Source organism: Aquamicrobium terrae, from assembly GCF_052978165.1.
On record NZ_JBRKLZ010000002.1, the window covers coordinates 48,848 to 66,644 of the forward strand.

Consider the following 17,797-nt stretch of genomic DNA (forward strand, 5'->3'; position numbering starts at 1 on the left):
GCTACTCGGCCGCGATCTGATGGCCGTCATTTTGGCCATCGTCGATCAGGATGCCGGCTGCCTGAGCCGCATCGATCAATGCTTTTCGCGCTTCGGACGGTTTCCGATTTCCCCGGAGGGTTTCAATGATGATCTTGGCAGCCTGGTTGTTTTTCTTCGGGTTTAAGCCTTCCGGCCATTCGTGCAAAAGCACCCTGCCCGCTTCGGCAACCGTCCGAATCTGGCGGAGGTGTCCGAAGCGCGGGGAGACGACTACTGGTTTATGAAAGGGCTTGTCTTTCATCAGTCTAGTCAACGAAAAGAGCGGCAGGGAGTCAACGGGGAGCCGCCATGCCATATCGTCGGGATTTCAACATTGCCGCCCATCCTGCGCGAGCGGGTTCGTTCTTCCACTCACGTCCAGCCGTTCTCTGGCCGACGATCTGGCGGGAATTGCCTCGGCATGGGCCACGACAGCGGCGACCATGCTCATGATGCGATGCGATCGCAGTGCTACTTTCGACGCCCCTTGCCCGGCGCATCGGCGATCAGCCACTCAACCATGAAGGTCAGCGTCTCGTCCTCGGCCAGCGCTGACCCCGATGCACGGGCGGCAAACAGCCCCACCACGGCCAGATGCACCACCTTGCTCAGTCGCAGAGCCGTTACTTCGTCATAACCCAGTGCACGGATCTGCTGGGCAAGAAACGCCGTGCGGTTGTCCTCGATGCGGGCAAAGCGTCTGCCTATAGCGGGGTCGCGCGAGGCCCAGGCGCGGATCGCTGCTTCGGTTCGCGCCACATCGATACCGTTGGTTTCGGCATCCAGGGTATCTCTCGCCAGCACTCGCAGGCCCTCGGCCGGGTCAGCGACGGCCTCGGCCCGCTCGATCAGATCGGCCGTCCCTTCGCGTTCCCACAGATCGAACACCGCTTGAAGTAGCGCCGGCCGGTCGGCGAAATGCCAGTAGAACGACCCCTTGGATGCACCGAGTTGTTTGGCGATGCCTTCGACCGACACCGCGTCCACTCCGCCCGCGGCCAAAGCGCGGGTCGCCCCGATGATCCAGTCTTTCGGCTGCAGCGTATTGCGTCTGGCCATGGGTTTCCTGCGTCATTTTCGACTTCCATACGCATAAGTATGGACTCAGCGCAACTATTCACGTACCATACGGCACCGTATTGAATAGGGGCAGATCATGGCCATCCGAACGGACATCGACACGCCAACCCCCACGTCAGTCGCCCCGATGCGGCGCTATGGCCTGCTGCTGGGCGCTGCCCTGAGCGGATCGGCGGTGGTCTATCATTTCGTCAGTGGCAACACCGAGGTGATGGTGCCGCTTTACGCTGCTGACCTGCCCCCTGAAGTCACTGCGGTGCTCGACATCGTCTGGTACGATATCGCACTGCTGGCCGCGATCGGCGCCATCGGAATGCTGGTCGCCGCCTATCGCCCGGCCTGGCGTATGCCGTTGGCCTGGTTCATCGGCGGGCACTACCTTGCCCTCGCCCTGCTCTGCCTTGGCTTCAGCTTCGCCTGGTTCGGCAATCCGTGGGACCTCATCCAGTGGGTCATCTTTGGCCCTATCGCGCTGATCACCATCTGGGCGGCGCGAGGTTGAGGAAAGACCATCGCGGACAAAATTCCAGTCTTATGTCGAAGAGCGTGGTTGTCATTCGTCTTGTCACTACAGACACCAAAGGGAGGTTCAAATGTCAAAGGTCACGTTGATCATGACAGCATCGCTCGACGGATATGTTGTAAAGCCGGATGGCATGGCCGTCGGCGCGATGCCGGAACCTCCAGAGTTGAAGCGTTGGAAACTCGACCGGATTTCGCATGCAAGCACACATATCATGGGGCGGGTTGTCTATCAGGAAATGAAGACGGTCTGGCCAACATCGAAAGACCCTTACGCCGCTCCGATGAACGATATTCCGAAGGTCGTTTTCTCCAAGACGCTAAAGGTTGCCGACTGGCCAGAAAGCACGATCGCGAGTGGCGATTTGGCCAGCGAGGTCGCGTCTTTGCGACGCAAGCACGATGGCGAGATTATTGCGTGGGGAGGCGCCAGCTTCGCTCAATCACTCGTGAGGGCCAATCTCATCGACGAATTCGCAATCATCACAAATCCCGTCGCATATGGCGGCGGAAAACCCTTATTCCTCGATCTGCCGAAGGCGCTGGAGCTGAAAATGCTCGCGAGCACGTCATTCTCAAGCGGTCACCTTCTGCGCCTTTTCACGAAACGGGATGAATGATGCCCCTGGAGCGAAACCATGACGAGCTTATTGAAAGGAAAATATCTTAAGCTGCGACAGGCTTCCGTCGACGACGTGGAAGCTCGAATTTCCTTAGGTAATCATGCCGAAGTAATCGAAATGTTTGCCGAAGCACGGTAAGCCTCAACAAGAGACAGTGCGGCTCGTTGGGTCCAAAGGCTGATTGATCATTGTCATGCTTGGGTAATCGAGGTTCACGGCAGGATCATAGGTGAGATCAGGCTGGATAGTGTCGATTTTCACGACCAACAGGCGTCCATGGCGCCGTGGCTCGACAGTCGCTGGGCGGAAGGGGCGCGGAACGCCCTGGCACTCTGGCGCGAGATCAAGGCGAAGGGTTTTTCAGGCTAGAGCGACGTCATCTCGCAATGGGCTCAACGCCGACGCCTTGCGGAAAAGGCCAATCAGAGTGGGCTCGCTAGAACACCATCGGCGCGAATCATCGCCCGGCTCATGACCACCGCACGCGTTGAGCTTGCAAAATCCGAAGCAATACTGGTGGCGGCAATCGAGGTGAACGTCCCTGAAGTGGTTGTCGCCCGCATGGCCATTGGTGACTTCCAGTCCATGATCCGCTCGAAGACAGCACGAAGGCTCGACGAGGGGCTGGAAGCTGCCCAGAATAGCCTGGTCGGATCGTTTGCCAGCGGCGTGGAAAAGGACCTCGACGCTGTAAGAAACGCAATCATCTCACCGTGGTCAAATGGCCAGATCACACGCTTGAAGCTCATTAAATGCCAGATCTACGGGAGAGCAAAACTCGATCTGCTGCAAGCACGACTGATCGGCACATCGTAGGAGCCGCATGTCAGCAAATGTGCGTGAGAGCCGAATTTCTGATGAAAACAGGAAGAACAGATGACGTCAGATAGTCAGAACAACGAATTCAGCCCGATCCTCTCCGCACTAGGCGCAAGTGGGGTTGGTCGGCATGAGGGATCGCTGTCCGCTGACTGTATCGCCGCCGGGCAACGGATTACATCAAATTATTCCACGATAAACTCCACCGCCGCCGTTCCGCTGCCCGGATGGGTGGCATAGTCAAGTAGGAGGTTAGGGGCCGCTTGACGGCGCAAGTTGCGGAATCCTGCCAGCAAGGTGGCTCGGCGCAGGTCGCGGCCCGCCGACAGGAGAAGCCCGTGCAAGAGGTCGGCCGCCATGAGGGCGTGGGCTTCAAGTGCGCCCAGTTGCGCCGTTGCTGCCATCGATGCGACGCTGGTGCCTTGCACCGCCAGCCTGTAACGGATTCCGGCCCCATTGAGCCGGACGCGCAAGGCGACAAAATCCTCTGCCATGCCGTAGAGGACAGCATCGCGCCGCAGCCGCGTAATCCATGCGCCGGCAGCGCCGGGTCTTGGCAGCAGCAGCACGGCGCTCGCCATGCCAACCGACAGATCATCCCCCAGCCGGTAGGATACCCCCGCCCTCGTCAGCGCTGCGGCGAGCGCGGCCAGACGCCCGTCGCCGGCATCGCCCGCCGCGAGAATAAGATCGCTCCGGCCGTCGGCCTTGATCCTGAGCGCGATTGCGTCGGCCACAGCCGGCCAGTCGGCCATCAGGCCGTGTGCGAGATCCCGGTCCTCGGTGCCCGCGAGTGGGAAAAGCGGGAACAATACCGGCATCCCGTCGCCGAGCAGGTCCGCGATGAGACCGGAGTCGGCCGGCGCAAGGCCGATCATGGCGACGACCGGGCTGCGTTCCACCGCAGTCTTCAGGTCCGTGCCGGCCGCGACCCCGACCGGCCGCACCTTGACCGTGCGGCCGAAGATGCCGTGCGCTGGTATGCGCTCGGCAAGCGCCTGTTCAAGCGCGCCAGCATAAGCGGAGGCGAGCGCTTGCGAGCGCGGCGTGGAAAGCACGCCGAGATGGACGGCATCCGCCTCGATACCGCGGCGTTCGATAGCGGGAAGCGCCATGAGATAGGCCATTAGGGCATCTGCCTGTGCGCCATCGAGGCGATAACGGGGCATTGCCGCATCCAGGGCTCTGCCAGATGGGGAAATGCCCGTCTCCAGCGCCTTGCGAAAGAGTTCCGGTGTGTAGGCTGGCCGGCTGGCCACAGGCGCTGCGAGCTTGTCCCAGCCGATGGCTGGCATGACAGTCGCCCCTTCCCGTCCACCCGCCCCGTCAAGCCCGTGGCACCGGCGACAGGCGAAGCCCGTGCCGGGAAGATCCATTCCCATGATCCTGGCGGTGACGCCGACGCCCGTTTCGAAGATGGCGCGGCCGGCGTCGACCTCGTTTGCGGTCGCCGCGCCGCATGCCGCGAAGAAGCCGAGCGCAGCGAAGGCACACCTCAAGAGGCGAACCCGCGCAATTCCTCCAGAACCCGCTCGGGCTTCGGCAGACCGACAATGCGGCGGAACCGCCCGCTTCGCGCATCCCCGATCAAGAACATCGGATCGTGGAACTGGATGTCCGCCGCCCTGGCATCGAAGCGGCCGAGCAGCAGGTCGATGTCGGCCGGTGCGCCGGTCAACCACAGCCACTGTGCGCTGGCGCCGGCCTCCCTGGCCGCCTCGCGCATCTTCCGGGGCGTGTCGCGCGCCGGATCGATGGTGATGGAGAGCAGCCGCACAGGCATGGGGACCTCGGTCCTCGCCCTGTCGTCTATGGCTTTCATGACCACGTTGCCGACCGGGCAGATGGTTTCGCAGGTGGTGAAATTGAAATTCACGACCAACAGCGCATCGCCGACGGCTTCCTTCCTGAGGCTCAGCGCCCTGCCCTCACCGTCCAGCACGGCGATGTCCGGCAGTTCGATGACTTCCATGGGAAAGGCGCGGGCGCCGTCCACAGTCTCGACCGCTGCGCTCCGGCTCATCAGCATTGCGCCACCGCCGCCGAGACCGGCCGCCAGAAGGGCTATCAGGAAATATCTGTCAGGGATCATGAACCGACCTCCAGCGTGGCGGGGGCGATTGCCTGATTGGCGGACGGCTGTACGGCGTAGGTGCCGGCGCGGGGCAGGAGGATTTCCGCCGCCAGCCGCCCCCCGCCATCACGGCGCGCGATGAACCGGCCTGTCCAGCTGAACGATAGGCTAGGAACGATCAGTTCGACGCTTTCGGCGGAATAGGCCCGGCCCTCGTCGTCCACGACATCGACGAAAACCGTTTGCCGGACTCCCGCGCGGAGGCCGCCCGCCGCAGGCGTCACGCGAAGCGTGAGTTTCGCCGGCCTGCCTTCGGATGCCGCGCCTTCGACGCGGATCGGGAAGCAGACGGTCATGCCTGCGATGCCGGTCGTCAGCACCAGTTCGTGTTGGCCCGGCCGTGCGATGCGTGCGAAGGTCTCGTAGCGGCCGGGCGACACTTCGCGGAAGCTGCGGTCGGCCACCTTGATTGCCATCGGCACGCCGCCGCGCAGGCGCACCGAATCCATTGGCGGCACGTCGCCGATGGCCATCTCCTCATGCAGGATGAACCCGGTATAGCTTTCGGCGTTGACCGCCAGAACAGTCCGGGAAGGCAGGAGTGGGACTAGCAATCCTTTCGTCGTCCCGGTATCGGCGCCGGCAACGCCGATGGGAACCCTGCGGATCGACGGCGCGCGCCCGAGCGCGATCGTCGCCGGGTCGATCGCCAGCACCGCCGACTGATCCGCGAGCATCAGGTAGACGGCCCTGTCGGTGAACGCCATATCGGTAACCGCGCCATCGACCGAAACCGCCTGCACGACCTGGGCCGTTGCGATATCGACGATGGTGACGATGTTGCCGCTGCCGGAAAAGGCGAAGGCGTGGGTTCCCGAAGGATCGATCGCCACCCGCGCCGCCGGCCCGGCAAGGGGCACGGATTGCGACGATTTCGGTGCATCGGCGAAGCGTATCTGGGCCCGCATCCCGTCGCGCTCCAGCAGGACGAGGGCCGCGCCCGCCGTGGCGGCGGAGGTAATGCCCTGCCCGGAATGGACGCGCGCCCGCTCCTGCCCGGCCGCGCGATCGACGAGCACGCCGCTGCCGTCCGCCGCATATGCGAAAAACGTCGAGCCGTCGCTTGCCTCGACAATTGCAACCCCGCCCGAACCGACCCCGACATCCGGCAGGCGTTCGCCCCGATTCGAGAAGTGCGCCAGACCGCCGGTCCCGGCCTGCGCGACCCACACATCGCCCTCCCGGCCGACGGCGATATCCGTGGGTCGGTGCAGGTCTTTCGCGAAGGGCTTTCGCGCGCCGTCCACCAGCGAAACCGCTTCCACGGTCCCTGTATCCGCGAAGGCGAAATAGGCGGTCTGGCTGCGCGGATCGACGGCGAAGCCATCCGGCTGCGCGTCGAAGCGGGCCGCGCCGATCATGTTGGAGGAGCGCAAATTGAGCTTGGGATCGACGATGCCGAAACTGCCGTCGCGATTGAGCTGGGCCAGCACGATGCCGTTGAGATCGACCGAATCTTCGGCGATGCTGCGGGTCACCCGAAAGGCACGCGCCGCATCCTGGCAACTCATCGCGCCGTCGCCAAGCGGCCTGATCCATGCCTGCAGGAGCATGCCCTTCGGCGGCGTGCCGGTGACGGCGTCCATCAGCACGACACCGATGCGGAAAGGCGAACCGCGCTCCGGTCGCTCGATCGTGTTTCCCTGCCCGTCGGTCAGGGAAACGGTCGCCGTGAGGCTCGACTGGAACGTGTCGGCATGAGCGCCGGCGCAGGACAGCGCGGCCAGTATGGCAGCAGCACGTCCCGCATGGCGCAGCCGCCTCATTGCTCTTGCGCTCCGTCGACGGCGGGCGCGGTGGGCCCGCCGGCAATGGCCGCGCCATCCGCTCGCCTGCACATCGTCGCGGAAGCGGCCGCGCCCTCGGGCACGACATCCAGCAGGCCCCACGCACCGGCGGCCCTTATAGGCGTCGGCCCGTCGAACCACAGATAGCAGCCGGCGGCGAGAGGCTTCGTCAGGGCCGCATGCATCGCCTTGCCGGGGGCGAGCAAGGCAGAGTGCGGGAAGCCGAAGCCCGGGAACAAGTCGTCATAGTCCTGCCCGATGGTGACGAAGGCGCGCTGGCGCGCACGCCCGCCGGGGTGGACGACATGAATCACCACCTCGTCACCGGCTTCGGCGCGCAGCACCGGCACGTCGGTGCGGCCCGCACCCGCCTCTTCGTCGCGCAGCATGTAGAAGGAAGGCCCGAAATCATAGGCATTCAGGTTGAAATGCCGCTCCGGCGGGTCGCCTCCGCCAGAACCGGCTTCACCCCGCAGCCTGACATGCAATGGTGCAGCACGATAGTTCACGCCGGCCTCGCCGAGGTCGTAGCTATCGTCGCAGACCGCGCAGTCGGACACGAGGCGCGGCGACAGGGGCGTGTCGGTGGCGGTGTCGCGCCCGACCCACCTGTCCCTGCTGGCCGTGTCGCGCAGGTTGAGGCCGTCCTGCCAGAACAGGGTGAACTCGCGAACCCGGTGCGCGGCGCCGTCCTGCCCGTCGAGCGTGTAGCGCACCGCCCATGTCGGCCGGTCGCGCTCACCCGAGCCGCGCACCGCCGCATGGACGCAGCCTTCCCTTGTCGCCTCGTCGCAGGTGGCGACAAGGGGCTCCAGCCTCATGCCATCGTTACGGGAGAAGCCGGCATGGCGCGGATTGACCACCACCGCTCCGAACAGGCCATGCACGCCGTGTCCGATCACATCGCCGGACGACTTCATGGGCAGCGCCCCGAAGGCATAGGGCATCCAGTGGACGGAAGCCGAATAGAGCTGGCGCATATAGTCGTTCCAGAGCCGGAGCACGTCGTCCCGCAGCGCGGGATCGCTTGCGAACAGCGGCTCTATGGAGGCCGGCGGACCGTTTTGCGGCACATGGATCTCATAGCCCGCGCCGTTGACGTTCAGCGTCCGGGCGGAGCCGGCGGCAGCCCTCCTCACCTCCAGAACCGGCACGGCCAGATCAAGCCGCGCCAGCACCGCATCGGCGAAAGCGAGCTGGATGTCGCGCACGGGCGCGCTGTCCTCGGCCAGAAGGTCCTGCCGTGAGAAGGCCGGAAGCGCATCCGGGTCGAAGCCCTCGGGAACGCCGACCCTGCCGGCATAGAAGGTCAGTTGCTCGATGTTGGCGGCGCGCTCGCTCCATACGTTGCTGTCGCGCACGGTCAGCCTGCCGGTGCGGGAGGGGGCCAGCGCGCCCTTGCGGTTCCAGCCCGTGGGACGCGAGACGTCCTGCTGGTGGTTGAGCACGGGCAGCGGCAGGTCGAGCGCGAAGCGCGCCGACGGCCTGATGTTCGAGCGGTCGGCCTGCACGAAGCGCAGCGGCTGGTTGGCGTGCTCCTCGCCTCCAACGGCCTCGTCGGGCGCCCAGTCCGGCTCGACATTGAGCGGCACGATCCTCGGCATCGGCGCATCGCCGAGGTCGTCGATCAGGCCCTTGCGGTTCCTGTAGACTGGCAGATTGCCGCCGAATTCCTCCAGCGCATTGACGATCGTCAGCTTGACGCAATCGCCCGCCCGCACATTGAGCACATAGGGCTCGGGCCGGCTGTAGGCCTCGCGCACAGCCGCCACGACGCGGGATGCGTCGATATTCGTCCACGCGCCTTCGCGCTCCAGCCAGTCGGCCCATGGCGTGCCGACCGGTGGAGACGCTGCGATGCGCCTCGGATCGACCATCGCCAGGAACAGTCCGTTGCGGTCGTAGAGCCCGTTCCCATAGGGCGTGCCCGTATCCGGCTGGCCCGGCAGGGAGCGGCCGAACACGCGCCGCGCCTCGATGGCGATCGCCGTGGCATGGACGACTGGCGCGCCGATACGGCAGCCGAACACCGTCGGCGTCGCCGGCCGGTCGTCGTCGGGGCGCGCGGCAGCCTCGGCGCCCCCGCGCGGCAGCGGCTGAAGCCGCTTGCCGATCCTGTCCTTGCTTTCAAGGCAGGTGCGAATGGCCCCGCCGTCGCCGATGTCGCGGCCGAAGGCGGCACATTCCGCCAGCGCCTTGCCATCCCTGGCGTCCTGGTCCTTGTAGACCCTGAGCAGGCTCCAGGCGCCGTTCCACAAGGCGTCCACCGAGCCGAAATGCTGGAGTGTGTCGGAGGGCGTCAGCGCGCGCAGGGCCGCGAGCCGGGCTTCAGTGGTGGCGGCCGCCTGCGCGGATGCCGGCGCGAATCTTTCGGCTCCGCCCAGATCATTGCGGTAGGCGGCCGCGAACTCGAAATGCTCCGAGATGCCGACTTCCTGCGCCGCGATCCGCCCCTCGACGTTCAGGCATTCGGCCATGTAGTTTTCATAGGCCTCCCAGTAGGCACGGTCTGCGGGAGCCGGGAAGCTTTGCGGCCCCTGGCGCAGCCATTGATGGTACTGGTCGGGCCTGCCAGCGCCGGAAAGGAGCATACCGGGCAGTCCTTCGCGCTTGAGGACCCGCGCCTGACATGCCTTCCAATGCGTGCCGAGCGGCGTATCGTCGTCGAGCGGCACCATGCCGGAGGCGAAGCGCTGGTCCACGTTGCGCGGCCAGTTGTAGCCTTCCAGCGTGAAGGTGTGCTGCACCTCCTGCGCGCCCTGAATGAGGCGGAACATCACGCGGTCGGACGTATAGGTCTCCCAGACCGGCGTGGCGGGATCGCCATGCAGCGAGGACAGGAAGACGTTGGCCATGTCGCCCTGCGGGAACGGTTTTTGCATATCGATGCTGCACCGTTCGCGCACGCCCGTCTCGAGCGATGAGACCCAGTGCGGTAGCGGCTTCAGGGCGCATTCCCCGCCGCTGCTGGATGCACCCACGCGAAGCGGCAGGGGCTCCCCGAAATAGTTCACCAGATAGGGGTCGTGATGATCGACGGAGATCGATTCCGGACGCTGGGGCGGCGCAACCGGCTTTGCGAGGCGGCCCAACGCGTCGTCCCTCGCATAGCCTGCGGCCATGCGGCGATATTCGACCAGATGGGTCCGCAGCGCATCGCTGTCCTCCTGCGTCATGAGGCTGGCGAGCAGGTCGGCGCGATGCTCCGCGACATCGCCCGGCCGCCCGGCCGCCGCCCAGGCCGGCGGCACGTCGCCGGGAGCGCCGAACCAGCCCGCGTCGTCACGGGCGAGCGCCGAGCCGCACGCGGCCTGCATGCGCGCGGGATCGGCGGCGTGCCGCGCCTCGCAGGCCAGCGTCCCCATGCCCTGCGAGGTTTCCGCTCCCTCGGCTGACGCCGAAAGGCGCGAATCGAGATCCGCCGCCGTCTCGCTGTCGCGCGGGTCGTAAAGGGTGGCGAAGTCGGCGACGGCGAGCGCGAACTCGCGATAGTTCACGCTTTCCGGGTCGAGCGCACCCGGATCCTCGACACGCTTGTTGGTGCCGACCCAGTTGGCGTCTCCCATCTGCAGGCTGCGGTCGCCGCGCGCCTGCGTGCAGGCGCCACCGACAGCCGGGTCGCAGATGCGCGCGCGCGCCGGCTCGATGACGAGCGCGGAATAAAAGCCGTGCTGCTGGATCGAGGACGGGCCGAAATGGTCGTGGGTGAAGACGGTGCGCATAGTGCGGTCGAAATTGCCGGCCTCTGCGCCGCCATCATCGCCGCTGCGCTTGCCGGAGAGGATGGGATCGGCGAACCAGCGCTGCACCGTGGTCTGGAAGCGACGAGGCTCTTCGCTGCGCTTCTTGCGCCACAGCTGCTTGTGTTCGGACTTCACCTTGTAGACCTGATGGCCGTTTTCGGTGACCTGCTCGCAAAGCTCCGCGCCGAGCAGGGCAAGCTCGCCGGCGGCGCGCGTGGCCTTCACCTCCATGCCGGCGGTACGCGCCGCGCAGATGCGCGCGGCGATCTCGTCCGGCGCCAGCGTGCCGTCCTCGTAGTTGAAGCCGTTGCCGGAGCCGTCCGATGAGGTAACATCGAACTTCACCAGATGGATGTGCTGGCCGATCGTGTCGGTCGGCGTGCGAAGCTGGAAATCGTCGAGCTCCAGCTCCTTCGGCAGTTCGTTGGTGTGGCGGAACTCGATGCATTCGCCCGACAGGGCGCGGAAGAAGAACGGCTGCTCGCTGGCGCTGATGCGCGGCGAGATGCGGCCCTCGCCGTCCTTGTAGTGGTCCGAATTGGCCGTCAGCACGTTGATGCGCGCCTGCGGGTCATGCCATCCGGCCCGGTTGGTGACGAGGTCGAGTTGCACGGCCGATGCCTCGTAGCGCCGGTATCCGCTGACCGCCGGGTCCGGCCAGAAGGGGCTGCCACCTCCGACGATGAAGGGATCGCCGCCCTGCTCGCCGGGGTCCTGCTGCGACAGGCGCGGCGCGCCGCACGGATCGGCGAAGGGCGCGCCCGGCTTCGGCGCCGAGCCGTTGACGAAGAAGGTCGCGCCGGGCGTCGTGCCGAGGGACGGATAGCCGGCGCTCGCGCCGTCGAAGGCGACGGTGCTGCCGTCCGCCTTGCGCAGCGACAGGGCCGGCCCCTGCCATGCGACGCCGTTGGCGTGGAAGCCCATGGCGGCCTTTTCGAGCGGTGTCCCGTCATAGTCGAGTAATGTCAGCTCGGAACTCGTCAGGTGAGCCGTCATGTCGCCCAGCGCAAGCGCCTTGGCGACGACCTGCGACTGCTGCTTCTCCCTCTTGCGCACCGTGTCGCTGGCCAGCGCATCGGCCTGTGTCTGGATGTCGGCAGGGAGTGCGACGGGCTCGGCAGGCAGCTTGAAGGGAAGTTCTCGCCCGGCATTGTCGGTCACGACATGACGCGGCAGGCCTCCGTCGAGATATTCGCCCGCCGGCAGTTCATGTCCATCCGCCGCGCGTGCAATGTCCATGGGCGCCTGCGGCGGGCGGTGGCCGGGCTTGCCCGCGACATAGAAGGGATAGCCGGGCATGGTCGTTCCCGCCTGTTCTTCCTGCGCGTTCTGCGGCGGCGTCAGCGTGCCGTCGGCCTGCTGCACGATGTCGCCTTCCGGATAGGTCGGCAACAAGGGCCAGGCATGTCCCGGCAGCGGAACCAGCGCGGGCACCGGCGTCCCGACGAAACGCGCCTCGCCGTTCGCCTGCACGATGCGCCGGCCCGTCTCGGGATCGACGCTGCCGCGCCGCTTCTTCGTCTTGCCGAACACTTCGGCCAGCGAAAGCCCGGGCTCGAGCTGCCCGTCCGGCAGTCGGCGCGAGCCGTCCTCCAGCACGTCGTGAACGCGCCACAGCTCCCACATGCCCTGCGCGAAATGCGGGTAGAGATGGCAGTGGAAGATGGAGTCGCCGATGGTGCGGTTGCGGTTTCCGGAACCCAACGTGCCCCACCAGCCCTTCTTCTGCTGCTCGTCTGCCGCGTAGGAACGCATGCCGCCATGGTAGATATTGTAGGTGAAGCCCTGCTGGGGCGCGACCGTCTGGGAGTCCAGATAGCTGCCCCGGCCGGTGTCGTTGCCGGAGAACCACTGGTGCGCATGCAGGTGGAAGACATGCGTCTCCTTCGGCCCGGCATGGAAGTTGCGGAACACGACCTCGTCGTTGAGATAGGAATGATGGACGTTGGACGGGTCGTCGGCGAAATTCTCCAGCAGCGCCGGATCGCCATTGGCCCATGAGGTGAGGAAGAACTCCTCGTAGAGGCATTCCATGCAATTGGCGGACGGGCCGATGCCCTTGCGGTTGGCGAGCAGGATCGAGCCCATGCCGCTGGCGCCATAGTTGATGGCGAAGCCGTCGCGCACGCCGGCGAGTTGCCCGGAGGACGCCAGCTCCTCGAAGTTGCGCGTGTAGAAGCTCTTCAGCTCGTCGTGGAAGAAGACGGAGAATTCGCGGAAGGCGGTCGCGGGCGTATCGCCGGCCTCCGGCCTGTAGACGATCGCATTGAGGTCGGAATGCACGATCTCATGCGCATCCGGGCCGCGCTCCATGGTGAGCTTCAGGATCGGCACGCCGCTGCCGTCGGTCTTCTCGTAGCTGGCGATATCGGCGACCTGCGCGCCGTCGCGGGCATGGGGCGCGGTGCCGGCGGGGTCCCATACCGCGTCGAAGGCGCCGCGCGAGACCTGGCTGCGATACCAGCCCGTGCCCTTCTTCTCCACCACCACCGCGCCGAACAGGCCGTGGGTGATGGAGCCGCCGTCGCCCTCGCCGCCGGAGGGAGCAGCGGTGCTGGCCATGAAATAGGGGCCCTCGCGGTCTATCTGGTAGTAGCAATCGATCGCCTCACCCGGCGCGACGGCGGCGAGGCCGGTGCAGGCAGGCTCGATCCCGTCCTGTTCGCCCGCTTCATTGACCGCCGTGAGACCCTGGATCGCGAAATTCAGTCCGCGCGTGCGAGGCCAGTTGCCTTCGTTGGGCGCGCCGTCGGTGGTCTGCTGGGCCGCGCTGCCGGTGGCACAGGCCGCCTCCCCGTGCGCCACGCTGTCGTCCGGCCCTTGCGAAACCCAGTTGCGGATGCTGCGGAAAAAGCTGTCCTGATTGCCTTCGCCCTGCCGGCAGAAGGTCTCGCTGAATCCCGGGTTCTTCTCGCGCAGCAGGTTCGTCAGGCGCAGGTGGAGGATGTCCCCGACATTGGCGCGCAGCACTAGCGGTCGCGGACGCTTGCAATCCTTCAGCCGCACAGTGCCGGCCTCGAGCGGGCCGGTGCCCGGCTCGGTGCCGAGTTGGCGCCCGCACGCATCCGCATCGACTGCAACGGGCGGCTCAGCTGCCGCGCTGAGATCGCGCTTGAGCGTATAGATCATGCCGAAGGGGTTGAAGGAGCCGAAGCGGTTATAGACGAGCGTCTGGTCGAGTGCGGCCACATCTGCGCAGACCGTGCGTTTTCCCGCTATGGATGAACATGCCATGGCGTCACGATCCGCATCGGAGACGGCCGCCTTGCCTGGAACCGGCAGCAGAAAGACCTGCGCCAGAAGACATGATTTCACCAATTTAAGTCCAAGTTTAGGGATACTCATTGCAAACCCCTCTCAGAACCGTCCGAGACCTTGGAAAGCCGATATTTATGTTAATAGATAAATATGAACTAAATTTAATCCTTCGCTTGATGGCTGGAAAATTCTTTGGCATTATTTGTGCCTTACGTTGCGTAATGTCGCAGAAGCAGGAAAGTGAGTCAATGTCGGTGCCCGCAGCCTGACAGCGCTTCAATCCGATGTCCGTGAAGCATTTCACATCCGGCGCGGAAACGATCCGCTATGGGACTGGCTGGAACCGCGATGTTCGGAGGGAGGCTCGGATGACTGCACAAGAGACACGGCGACTGAGAGCCCAGGTCGAACGACTGCTCCCGCGCGGGAAGACCTTGCGCGACATCGCCGAGACCGGACCGGCGGCAGGCGGCGCGCGCCTCCGTCCGCGCAGATTTGTCGATCGCCGCAAGCTGGCGCGGAAGCTGGAGGAAGGCCTCGACCTTACCGCGAACGAGACCTTCTATCTCCGTTCCATCATCCTGCCCGAGCGGCGTCCGGTCATCGATGTGGTGGAAGGATCCTATGCGGATGTCGAGCACGAAGACTGGGCCCGGCTCAACGATCCGGAGGTGAAAGCGCGCATGGAGGCGGCGATCGCCGCGGTCGGCAGGGTCGAACTGGTCGAGAGCGGCACTGTTACGCCTCTCGGCACCGGATTCCTCGTCGGCCAGAACCTGCTTCTGACCAATCGCCACGTTGCCTATGAATTCGTGGTGGGCACCGGAACGCGCTTCATCGGTCTCGACAGCGAGAACGCCTGCGTCAACTTTGGCCGCGAGATCGGAAACCCTGACGATACGACGCGCTCGTTCCGCATCGTCTCGGTTGTCATGATGCATCCCTATTGGGACATTGCATTGCTGAAGATCGAGGGCATGCCGCCGGGCGTGGCCCCGCTGGCGCTGGCGAGCGATGCCACCGCCGCCGGTTCGGGCAAGGCCGGCGCGGTGATCGGCTATCCGGGGCGCGACAAATCCGAGCCGGAGGATGTCCAGAACGAGATCATGCGCAACGCGTTCGAGGTCAAGCGGCTGCAACCGGGTTTCCTCGGAGATCCGATTGTCGTCGAGAATCCGGCCGCGCGGGGCATAAAGTACCTCAAGAAAGGCGCGCGCTGCCTGACCCATGACAGTTCGACGCTCGCCGGCAGCTCGGGCTCTCCGATCGTCAGCTTCGATACCGGAGAGGTGGTCGGCGTCCATTTCTGGGGAGATCCCCCGGTGGCGAACTGGGCCATCGTGGCGGCTGACATGGCCTGCGACCAGCGCATCATCGATGCCGGGGTCGGGTTCACCGGCGTGGCGACCGTATCCAGTGCCGAGCCCTGGGACACCGTATGGGGGATCGTCGAGCCCGCGTAAGAGTTTTGCAGCCAGATGGAGCCATCTGCCGTCGTACAAGTGCGATTGAGGAAGAGCTATGTTGGAGCGGCGGGATTGGGTTCGCCAGAACGCCGGATATGTAGAGCCTAAAGATAGCTGTCGCTCGGCAACTATCCCGTACTTGGCGTCGGGCTGGTGCGCTCAATGATCGAAGCGGTAAACATGTAGCCGACGCCATACACGACCTTGATCGGCGCCGGTAGATTGGTACGAGCCTCGATCTTTCGGCGCAGCCGGCTGACGACCGCATCGAGATGCCGGTTGTCGAAAGTCGACCGTGGGCGCGCCAGTATGTCGACAAGTTCCTCGCGATGGCAGACCTCGCCGCTGCGGCTGCACAGAACCTTGATGAAGGTGAACTCCGCAGCAGTTAGCCTGAGCGTTTCCTGGCTTGGAGCGATGAGAAGCCAGCCGGTGCTGTCGAGCGTCCACTGATCGTCGTTGCCGGTCATCGTTGACAGGTCACCGGTGCGGCGCAGCAAACTGCGGATTGCCGCTTCGATCTCGCGCAATGTGCTGTCCTTGACGAGATAGATATCGGCGCCGCTGTCAAAGCCGCGGATCCGGTCATCGCTGTCGCCGAGCGCGGTCAGCATGATGATGCCGCACGGGTGGTCACGGCGTATTTCGGTGGCGAGTTCGAAGCCGTTCCCGTCCGGCAGTCCGACGTCGAGGACCACCACTGCCGGCCTCCAGCCACCGCACAATTCCTCCCGTAGTTCACGGGCCGTAGCAACGCCGGAAGCCTTGAGGCCGCTCAAGTGCAGGAAGTCAACCAGATCCGCGCGCAACCGCGGTTCGTCCTCGACGATGAGAATATGCGTCATGCCGTTACGTGGTCCGTATGGGGTCGAGCCGCTTCCGCAGCAGGCAACGGTAGGGATGCTGTTGCTGTCATCCCCCGATCTTCGTTAGCAACCAGTTTCAGCGTTCCGCCGTGATAGGCAAGCAGTTTGCGCGATGTATAGAGGCCAAGGCCCGTCCCGCCGCGCGCTGTGGCATTAGAGGCCCGGAAGAAGCGCCTCCCGATCTTGTGGAGTTCGCCTACCGGGATGCCGATACCTCGATCGCGCACCCGAATGACCAGATCACCGTCACGCCGACGCACGTCGACGTCGACCGGCTGATCCGGAGGCGAGTATTTGAGGGCATTGTCGATGAGATTGATTATGATGGTCGTCAGCATTTCGGGGTCCGCCAACAATGAGGTCCTTTCGTCATCCGCGGTAAGGTTCAGTCGCTCCCCCTGATTTGTCATCCTGAAATGCAGTCGCACGTCGAGCAGCAGGGAGCCTATCGTCATTGGCTCGGGTTGGAAGCGGTTCTCCCGGTCGTCCGACATGAAACGGTTGATCAGGGAAAACAGCCGGTTGAGCGCCTCGCTGATTCCGGCGATGCGTTCGCGTGTGGCCTCGGGCGACTTGTGGCCCACAAGGCGTATCATCTCAGTCGCGTTGCGGATGATGGCAAGCGGGGTGCGGAACTCATGGCTGACGACACGCATGAAGTCCGCCTGTTCCTCGCGCAGCGCCCGTTCGGCTTCCAGGCTGGCGCTCAATTTCGTTTCCAGCCTTCGACGCTCTTCTATCTCGCGTGACAGGGCTTCGTTCTTCTCGCGCAGATCGGTCGACAGGCGGGTGTTGACCATGAACAGGACGCAGGCGAAGAAGGCAATCTGGAACAGCGCGCCCTGCATCAGATACCAGGCGTTGTGATCCGCCAGAACGACGGCACTTACCGAAGCTGGCAGCCCTTGCTCGATCACGCTCTGCATGATGCTCGCGACCATATATTCGACGAGGATGCCGATCGTGATCCAGCGCAACAGGCGCGGCTGCGTCCTGTCGCGCAATAGCGCGAGGCACATGATCGACATCATGATCACGGTGAAGACGGTCGACAGATGGATCCGGATGGCGACGTTGTCGGGGTCGGTCGTCACCGCCATGGTCCAGGTCACGAGCTGGAAAACCAGCAGAGACACGCCGATCCAACTGTAGCGGGGTTGTCCCAGGAAACGGGCAAGCCCCTCGGCCAGAAGTACGAGGCCGATCTTGATGACGAGATTGGCCAGTACGATGCTCCATGCGGCCGGCTCCATGCCGCGCACGATCATCAGGAAGAGGCCGAGCGCTATCGCGGCGAGGCCCGCAGCAAGAAACCTGAGTTCGTAGAGGTGGCGCCACGCGAGCCAGACGAACGTCCAGGCGATAGCCTGCAGGCAGGCGATCGCGAATGTGACCACCAGGACCGTCTTGAGATCAAGCATCCTCGACCATTCGCAAGACCTTGCCGTTCCTCCGCTGCATCGGTTCTGAAACTCGCA

Annotated in this window: 12 protein-coding genes; 4 read left to right on the forward strand and 8 right to left on the reverse strand. The window is 64.7% G+C overall.

The features are described from left to right. Window position 1: 1 nt before the first annotated feature. Both ACVCNR_RS17485 and ACVCNR_RS17490 read right to left on the reverse strand, forming a co-directional pair. On the reverse strand, window positions 2-283 hold the full coding sequence (locus tag ACVCNR_RS17485; protein WP_447075769.1) for a DUF982 domain-containing protein: 282 nt from the start codon (window positions 281-283) through the stop codon (window positions 2-4). A 209-nt stretch (window positions 284-492) separates the two neighbouring features. Further along, entirely contained in the window at window positions 493-1,080 is a 588-nt protein-coding gene (locus ACVCNR_RS17490; RefSeq protein ID WP_447075770.1) for a TetR/AcrR family transcriptional regulator, read from the reverse strand. Between the two features lie 97 nt (window positions 1,081-1,177). On the opposite strand from ACVCNR_RS17490, the gene ACVCNR_RS17495 reads away from it, so the two are divergent. The 3 genes from ACVCNR_RS17495 (at window position 1,178) to ACVCNR_RS17505 (ending at window position 3,062) form a co-directional block, all read left to right on the forward strand. After that, window positions 1,178-1,603 (forward strand): hypothetical protein, encoded by a 426-nt coding sequence (locus tag ACVCNR_RS17495; protein WP_447075771.1) that lies wholly within the window; start codon window positions 1,178-1,180, stop codon window positions 1,601-1,603. Window positions 1,604-1,694: 91 nt separating this feature from the next. Next, on the forward strand, window positions 1,695-2,243 hold the full coding sequence (locus ACVCNR_RS17500) for a dihydrofolate reductase family protein (protein WP_447075772.1): 549 nt from the start codon (window positions 1,695-1,697) through the stop codon (window positions 2,241-2,243). A gap of 474 nt (window positions 2,244-2,717) precedes the next feature. After that, entirely contained in the window at window positions 2,718-3,062 is a 345-nt protein-coding gene (locus ACVCNR_RS17505; RefSeq protein ID WP_447075773.1) for a hypothetical protein, read from the forward strand. Window positions 3,063-3,250: 188 nt separating this feature from the next. Here ACVCNR_RS17505 and ACVCNR_RS17510 read toward each other — a convergent pair whose 3' ends face one another. From ACVCNR_RS17510 to ACVCNR_RS17525, 4 genes are read right to left on the reverse strand one after another with little or no spacing between them, the layout of a single operon-like run. After that, complete coding sequence (locus ACVCNR_RS17510; protein WP_447075774.1) at window positions 3,251-4,564, reverse strand: c-type cytochrome; 1,314 nt, start codon at window positions 4,562-4,564, stop codon at window positions 3,251-3,253. After that, window positions 4,561-5,157 (reverse strand): SCO family protein, encoded by a 597-nt coding sequence (locus tag ACVCNR_RS17515; protein WP_447075775.1) that lies wholly within the window; start codon window positions 5,155-5,157, stop codon window positions 4,561-4,563. Before ACVCNR_RS17515 ends, ACVCNR_RS17510 begins: the two co-directional genes overlap by 4 nt. Further along, complete coding sequence (locus ACVCNR_RS17520; protein ID WP_447075776.1) at window positions 5,154-6,965, reverse strand: hypothetical protein; 1,812 nt, start codon at window positions 6,963-6,965, stop codon at window positions 5,154-5,156. The genes ACVCNR_RS17515 and ACVCNR_RS17520 overlap by 4 nt, the downstream gene beginning before the upstream one ends. Continuing rightward, window positions 6,962-13,963 (reverse strand): hypothetical protein, encoded by a 7,002-nt coding sequence (locus ACVCNR_RS17525; protein WP_447076648.1) that lies wholly within the window; start codon window positions 13,961-13,963, stop codon window positions 6,962-6,964. Before ACVCNR_RS17525 ends, ACVCNR_RS17520 begins: the two co-directional genes overlap by 4 nt. A gap of 392 nt (window positions 13,964-14,355) precedes the next feature. On the opposite strand from ACVCNR_RS17525, the gene ACVCNR_RS17530 reads away from it, so the two are divergent. Further along, entirely contained in the window at window positions 14,356-15,450 is a 1,095-nt protein-coding gene (locus ACVCNR_RS17530; RefSeq protein ID WP_447075777.1) for a trypsin-like serine peptidase, read from the forward strand. A 131-nt stretch (window positions 15,451-15,581) separates the two neighbouring features. On the opposite strand, the gene ACVCNR_RS17535 is transcribed toward ACVCNR_RS17530, so the two are convergent. Beyond that, the gene (locus ACVCNR_RS17535; protein ID WP_447075778.1) at window positions 15,582-16,298 is read right to left on the reverse strand and encodes a response regulator transcription factor; all 717 of its coding nucleotides are present in this window, start codon (window positions 16,296-16,298) and stop codon (window positions 15,582-15,584) included. Further along, window positions 16,295-17,740 (reverse strand): sensor histidine kinase, encoded by a 1,446-nt coding sequence (locus ACVCNR_RS17540; protein WP_447075779.1) that lies wholly within the window; start codon window positions 17,738-17,740, stop codon window positions 16,295-16,297. The genes ACVCNR_RS17535 and ACVCNR_RS17540 overlap by 4 nt, the downstream gene beginning before the upstream one ends. Between the last annotated feature and the right edge of the window lie 57 nt (window positions 17,741-17,797).

What these genes read in the sequence shown, in the direction of transcription:
- ACVCNR_RS17485 (WP_447075769.1), bottom strand. Translation starts at nt 283, where the DNA reads ATGAAAGACAAGCCCTTTCATAAACCAGTAGTCGTCTCCCCGCGCTTC.
- ACVCNR_RS17505 (WP_447075773.1), top strand. Translation starts at nt 2,718, where the DNA reads ATGACCACCGCACGCGTTGAGCTTGCAAAATCCGAAGCAATACTGGTG.
- ACVCNR_RS17530 (WP_447075777.1), top strand. Translation starts at nt 14,356, where the DNA reads ATGACTGCACAAGAGACACGGCGACTGAGAGCCCAGGTCGAACGACTG.
- ACVCNR_RS17515 (WP_447075775.1), bottom strand. Translation starts at nt 5,157, where the DNA reads ATGATCCCTGACAGATATTTCCTGATAGCCCTTCTGGCGGCCGGTCTC.
- ACVCNR_RS17495 (WP_447075771.1), top strand. Translation starts at nt 1,178, where the DNA reads ATGGCCATCCGAACGGACATCGACACGCCAACCCCCACGTCAGTCGCC.
- ACVCNR_RS17535 (WP_447075778.1), bottom strand. Translation starts at nt 16,298, where the DNA reads ATGACGCATATTCTCATCGTCGAGGACGAACCGCGGTTGCGCGCGGAT.
- ACVCNR_RS17490 (WP_447075770.1), bottom strand. Translation starts at nt 1,080, where the DNA reads ATGGCCAGACGCAATACGCTGCAGCCGAAAGACTGGATCATCGGGGCG.
- ACVCNR_RS17525 (WP_447076648.1), bottom strand. Translation starts at nt 13,963, where the DNA reads ATGGCATGTTCATCCATAGCGGGAAAACGCACGGTCTGCGCAGATGTG.
- ACVCNR_RS17500 (WP_447075772.1), top strand. Translation starts at nt 1,695, where the DNA reads ATGTCAAAGGTCACGTTGATCATGACAGCATCGCTCGACGGATATGTT.
- ACVCNR_RS17520 (WP_447075776.1), bottom strand. Translation starts at nt 6,965, where the DNA reads ATGAGGCGGCTGCGCCATGCGGGACGTGCTGCTGCCATACTGGCCGCG.
- ACVCNR_RS17540 (WP_447075779.1), bottom strand. Translation starts at nt 17,740, where the DNA reads ATGCTTGATCTCAAGACGGTCCTGGTGGTCACATTCGCGATCGCCTGC.